This window comes from Microcystis sp. M53602_WE12 (genome assembly GCF_030065455.1).
Taxonomy (GTDB): domain Bacteria; phylum Cyanobacteriota; class Cyanobacteriia; order Cyanobacteriales; family Microcystaceae; genus Microcystis; species Microcystis aeruginosa.
Genome location: NZ_JASJFB010000730.1, coordinates 1 through 5,277, shown reverse-complemented (window position 1 = coordinate 5,277; position 5,277 = coordinate 1). Strand labels below are relative to the sequence as shown.

The following is a 5,277-nucleotide window of genomic DNA, read 5'->3' as shown; positions in this document are numbered from 1 at the left end:
CCCTCAGGACAGGTATTATTCATCGGCTCCCACAACGGCGGTTTAGCGGCTCCCGATATGTTTATGATGATGTATGATTGGTTTCAACGCTTTGGCAGCGATCGCTTAGTCTATGGTTTGATGGATTCGCGAGTCTGGCGATTTTTTCCACCCCAAGCTAGTCTAGCAGCCCAAATGGGGGCCGTTCATGCCCATCCCAAAATGGCGATCGCTGCTTTAAATAGTGGCGCTAGTGTCCTCATTTATCCGGGAGGTGCTGCGGATGTTTTCCGTCCCCACAGTTTAAGAAATAAAATTTATTTTGCCGGTAATCAAGCTTTTGTTAAACTAGCTTTACAGTACGAAGTGCCGATTATTCCCGCCATTTCCCACGGCGCTCACTCGACTCTGTTTGTCCTCGAAGATATTTATCCTCAATTAAAAGAATTGCATAAACAGGGTATGCCTTGGCCTTTCGGTATTGACCCCGGGACCTGTCCCATCTATTTCGGTTTACCCTGGGGACTAGCTATCGGTCCCTTGCCGAATATTCCCTTACCCGTATCGATACAGACGCGGGTTTGTCCCCCAATTATTTTTGAACGTTACGGCAAAAAAGCAGCCCGGGACCGCCGTTATGTACGCGAATGTTATGAGAAAGTCTGTTATTTGATGCAGCAACAACTCGATCAATTAGTGGCGGCCAATTCTCCCTGATACTATACAGGAAAGTGGGGACAGAGCGATCGCACTTGAGGATGGCTGCGGTCAAATTAACCCGCTTGTGAGATAATGAATTGTTTTGAGCAAAGTTATCAGTACAAAGTTTTCTCTTGAGATTTGACGATTATTTGGGGAATGCAGAAAATTATGAAACTATTACCCGCAGAATGCCAGCATTTACAAGACAAAGTAGCCATAGTAACCGGGGCCTCGCGAGGGATCGGTAAAGCGATCGCCTTGGAATTAGCCAGCCAGGGTGCTACTGTAGTGGTGAACTATGCTAAATCTAGCAGTGCTGCCGATGCCGTTGTCGAAGAAATTACCGCGGCCGGGGGAAAGGCAATAGCTCTACAAGCAGATGTGGCTAAAAGCGAAGAAGTGGATAATTTAGTGGACAGTACCAAGCAAAAATTCGGTCATATTGATGTCTTAGTTAATAATGCCGGTATTACCCGGGATACCCTAATGTTAAGAATGAAATTAGAAGACTGGCAAGCGGTCATCGATCTCAATTTAACCGGGGTTTTTCTCTGCACTCGCGCCGTCAGTAAATTGATGTTAAAACAGAAAAGCGGCCGCATAATTAACATCACTTCCGTATCCGGTTTGATGGGTAATCCGGGTCAATCTAATTACAGTGCCGCTAAAGCTGGTGTTATCGGTTTAACAAAAACTTTAGCCAAAGAATTTTCCAGTCGAGGCATTACTGTTAATGCCGTGGCCCCCGGCTTTATTGAAACCGATATGACTCATGACCTCAAAGCAGATGAAATTCTCAAATATATCCCCCTCTCCCGTTATGGAAAACCGGAAGAAGTAGCCGGAATGGTGCGTTTTTTAGCCGCCGATCCCGCCGCTATTTATATCACCGGTCAAGTCTTTAACGTCGATGGTGGTATGGTTATGGCTTAATTCAGTTATCAGTTATCAGTCGTTGGTCGTCAGAATTTAGCTTTTTTATCCCAACTCTGGCACTCTCATCTCCCCACTTCCCAATTCATAATTCATAATTCATAATTTATAATGACTTACTGTTTAGGAATTATCAATCGTTTTGGCATTGTTATGGGGGCGGATTCTCGTACAAATGCGGGAGTCGATTATATCTCGGCCTATCGGAAATTATTTGATTTTTCGGTGTCGGGAGAAAGGGTAATTATGGTCTGCACATCCGGCAATTTATCGATTAGCCAAGGAGTGATTCACGAACTAAAAAGAGACCTGCACAATCAAGAGGATAAAAATCTCCATTCTCTGAATCATCTCTACGATATCGCCCACTATATCGGTGATAAAAGTCGTCAAGTACAAGCTAGGGAAAGAACTTGGCTAGAAAAAGATAATATTGATTTTAAATGTAACTTTATTCTTGGGGGACAAATTAAAGGAGAAGACCAGCAATTATTCCTGATTTATCCCCAAGGAAATCATATTCAAGCCACCAAAGAAACGCCCTTTTTACAGATAGGTGAAACTAAATACGGTAAACCGATTCTTGATCGCACCATTACCTATGATACACCCCTAGAGGAAATGGCCAAATGTGCCTTACTTTCCATCGATTCGACCATGAAATCGAATATTTCCGTCGGACCGCCTATCTATTTGAGTATGTATGAAGCTAATAGCCTAAGCCTACGTCATAAGTTACAATTGCGCCTAGGAGATCCCTACCTAGCCAAAATGCGGAAACTCTGGGAAGATTACGTCCGGCAAGCTTTCGAGGCTATGCCCAATGTGGAATGGCATTATACCGATGAAGACCCCAAAGAGGATATCATAATAGATTAAGTAACTCTTTGTGAATTAACTTTACAACTCGATGATCATTGTTACCTTGATGTTGGCAGGTAGTCTAGCTTGGTTTTTTAGCACCCTTGCTGGTGGGGGCAGCCCCCTGATTCTACTCCCCGTTTTAGGTTGGTTTCTCGATGCTGCCGTCATTCCTCCAGTTTTAACCACGGGGATGCTACTCGGTAACGTCCAACGCATGGGAATGTATTGGCGGGCCATTGACTGGCCCTCGACGGTGTGGTATCTACCCGGCGCAATTATGGGATCTACCCTCGGCGCTTTTGTCTTTGCCCATTTACAATTCAAATGGTTGCCGCTAGTTTTGGGAATTTTTCTGGTTTTATCCTCGCTTAAACAATTATTTCCCCAAGAAGAAAATCCTTTTTTTGAGATTAAAACTTGGTATTTTATGCCCTCGGGATTTATCTACGCTTTCCTCTCAGGATTAGTCGGTAGTACCGGCCCGATGATGAACCTGTTTTATATCAACTATGGGCTAGTTAAAGAACCAATGGTGGCAACGAAATCCGTTCACATGGTAGTAGTTCATGTGGCCAAATTAATCGCCTACGCAGCCTTTGGAGTTTTACATCTGCCTTTTCTCGGTTACGGTTTATTGTTAGGATTAGCGGCCTGGCCGGGCAATTGGTTAGGACAAAAAGTTTTAGAAAAAATGAGTCCCCAACAATTTAAACAAGCAGTGATGTTATTCGTTTCGATGAGTGGCTTATTGATGATCTGGCGAGAACGCGGCATCGTCTTTTAAAATTTTGCTGACAAAGGGACAAATTTTGCTAGAATACTAGATAAAGGTAAATTGTACTAGCTTTGTGTAATACGCCGATAACCGTTAAATTTGCTCCTTGATTAACCCCGCAACTGAAAATGACAGAAACCGCCAATTTTACCCTCGAACAAGGTTTAGAACGCTACCAACAGGGAGAAAGCGCCGCCAGTTTATTGCCGGAATTTAAACAATTAAGCGATCGCAGTCCGAAAAATGCCGCCGTTTGGTCCTGTTTGGCTTGGTTATATATGCTCACCGATAAACCGGAATTAGCCCTAAAAGCCGCCCAAAAAGCCGTTAAACTCGATAAAGTTTCCCCCCAAAACCGGATCAATTTGGTTTTAGCTATGTTGGAAACCAAAACCGCCGGAGTTAGAGAACATATCGAACTGGTACAACAATTAGTTAGTTTAAACAAAGAAGTTCGCCAAGAAGTGGATGAAAATATCGCCGATGGTTTAGCTAGAAAACCCAATTGGAAAAGTTTAGAACGCGTCAAAGCTTGGTTAAATGAATAAGAATATGGAATTATCAAAACAGTTATTACTCGGCTTAAAAGCCAATGATTTTCGGCATCCCATCGACCTAGAGGCCACTAACTCCCTTAAACAGTTGCCTGGGTTAGATATAGCCGTGAGAAGTTTGTTAGGTTCCGTCGCTGAGGAATTCTTTTACTTAAATAATATTGCTGCTAGTGTTTTGGTGGGGGAAAAACAATTACCCGACCTGCATAATCTCCTCCTAGAAGCTTGCCGAATTCTCGACTTAGAACCACCTCAATTATACATTCAACAAAACCCCGTTCCTAACGCCTATACCTTCGCCATGCGGGGCAAAAAACCGTTTATGGTGATGCACACTTCCCTAATCGAAATGCTGACTCCCGCAGAAATTCAAGCGGTAATGGCCCACGAATTAGGTCATCTCAAATGTGAACACGGCGTTTATCTCACTTTAGCCAATATTATGGTCCTAGCGGCGGGATTACTGCCCAATTGGGGGACAATGTTAGCACGATCCCTACAGGAGAGAATGTTAGCATGGGTGCGCTGCGCCGAGTTTAGCTGCGATCGAGCGGCTTTATTGGCAGTTCAAGACCCAAAAATCGTCATGTCGGTGTTAATGAAGTTAGCCGGAGGTTCCCCCAGTCTCGCACCTTTATTAAATTTAGAGGCTTTTATCGATCAGGCCAAGTCCTACGATGCCGTCAGCGCCTCGGAAATTGGCGAAATGTTAAAGGGTTTGCAAACCCAACAGTTAACCCATCCCCTCCCCGTCCTACGCGCGCGAGAAATCGATCGTTGGGCTAGTTCCCCCGATTATCACAATTTGTTAAAGAGTCCAAAAATGGGTTATAATGATAAAGCTAATGCCAAGGGCGAATGGCGAAATTGGTAGACGCACCACACTCAAAATGTGGCGAGGCAGCCCCTCATGTCGGTTCGAGTCCGACTCCGCCCATCAAATTACAGTAATTTCTGGCTATTATGGTCTAGAAATATCCCAGAATATTAGCCTAGTTTAGATTTGATTAGTTTTTATCCTGATACTCATACCTGTATTAAGAATAAAATTATTTATCTCACACCAGGTCAGAATTTCTGGGTCTAATGTTTCCTTTTCTGGTGCATTGGGTTCTCCGATTGCCCAAACCACTAAATCTCTATTTTTTCTCCGTAATTGCTTAACATAAAATGGGTCAATATTGTCATCCATCAGATATTGCAACATCATAAACTTTGCCTTTTTGCTTGTCTTTCCGCTTTAATTTTCATTAATTTCTGTACGACAGTCGAAGGATTTTGTTTTGGTTACTCACGCATTTTTTGACCCCATTCTCACCCATCAGCTATGTAGGGTCTGCTGAAAAAGTTTTTCCTAGAAGCAGGGTGTAGGGTGTAGGGTGTGGGGTGTGGGGTTTTACCGATTTTGAGGGGGTCAATTACCTAATTTTCAGGGAAAAAGTACCTGAATTTCCCCCTGATCACTCCCAT

At 43.5% G+C, this 5,277-nt stretch carries 7 protein-coding genes and 1 tRNA gene; 7 read left to right on the top strand and 1 reads right to left on the bottom strand.

What is annotated here, in order from left to right; translation table 11 throughout:
• The 7 genes from PX482_RS22635 to PX482_RS22605 all read left to right on the top strand — a co-directional run.
• Positions 1–696 (top strand): lysophospholipid acyltransferase family protein (locus tag PX482_RS22635; protein ID WP_288123049.1); only part of this gene is annotated, 696 nt, incomplete at its 5' end.
• Between the two features lie 141 nt (positions 697–837).
• Positions 838–1,614, top strand: coding sequence for a 3-oxoacyl-[acyl-carrier-protein] reductase (gene fabG / locus PX482_RS22630; protein ID WP_002757772.1), 777 nt, complete (start codon positions 838–840; stop codon positions 1,612–1,614).
• 111 nt (positions 1,615–1,725) lie between these two features.
• The gene (locus PX482_RS22625) at positions 1,726–2,493 is read left to right on the top strand and encodes a proteasome-type protease (protein WP_002757776.1); all 768 of its coding nucleotides are present in this window, start codon (positions 1,726–1,728) and stop codon (positions 2,491–2,493) included.
• Positions 2,494–2,524: 31 nt separating this feature from the next.
• Complete coding sequence (locus tag PX482_RS22620; RefSeq protein WP_288092993.1) at positions 2,525–3,262, top strand: sulfite exporter TauE/SafE family protein; 738 nt, start codon at positions 2,525–2,527, stop codon at positions 3,260–3,262.
• Between the two features lie 119 nt (positions 3,263–3,381).
• The gene (locus tag PX482_RS22615) at positions 3,382–3,801 is read left to right on the top strand and encodes a tetratricopeptide repeat protein (protein WP_002757780.1); all 420 of its coding nucleotides are present in this window, start codon (positions 3,382–3,384) and stop codon (positions 3,799–3,801) included.
• Positions 3,794–4,681, top strand: a complete 888-nt coding sequence (locus PX482_RS22610) for a M48 family metallopeptidase (protein WP_288027692.1) — start codon at positions 3,794–3,796, stop codon at positions 4,679–4,681. The genes PX482_RS22615 and PX482_RS22610 overlap by 8 nt, the downstream gene beginning before the upstream one ends.
• A tRNA-Leu gene (locus tag PX482_RS22605) sits at positions 4,660–4,744 on the top strand. The genes PX482_RS22610 and PX482_RS22605 overlap by 22 nt, the downstream gene beginning before the upstream one ends.
• Before the next feature lie 60 nt (positions 4,745–4,804).
• Here PX482_RS22605 and PX482_RS22600 read toward each other — a convergent pair.
• Positions 4,805–4,999, bottom strand: coding sequence for a hypothetical protein (locus PX482_RS22600; protein WP_190722684.1), 195 nt, complete (start codon positions 4,997–4,999; stop codon positions 4,805–4,807).
• Positions 5,000–5,277: the final 278 nt, after the last annotated feature.

Bases quoted from the DNA above. Each gene is read 5' to 3' on its own strand.
- PX482_RS22620 (WP_288092993.1), top strand. From the start codon at position 2,525: ATGATCATTGTTACCTTGATGTTGGCAGGTAGTCTAGCTTGGTTTTTT.
- PX482_RS22610 (WP_288027692.1), top strand. From the start codon at position 3,794: ATGAATAAGAATATGGAATTATCAAAACAGTTATTACTCGGCTTAAAA.
- PX482_RS22615 (WP_002757780.1), top strand. From the start codon at position 3,382: ATGACAGAAACCGCCAATTTTACCCTCGAACAAGGTTTAGAACGCTAC.
- fabG (WP_002757772.1), top strand. From the start codon at position 838: ATGCAGAAAATTATGAAACTATTACCCGCAGAATGCCAGCATTTACAA.
- PX482_RS22625 (WP_002757776.1), top strand. From the start codon at position 1,726: ATGACTTACTGTTTAGGAATTATCAATCGTTTTGGCATTGTTATGGGG.
- PX482_RS22600 (WP_190722684.1), bottom strand. From the start codon at position 4,999: ATGGATGACAATATTGACCCATTTTATGTTAAGCAATTACGGAGAAAA.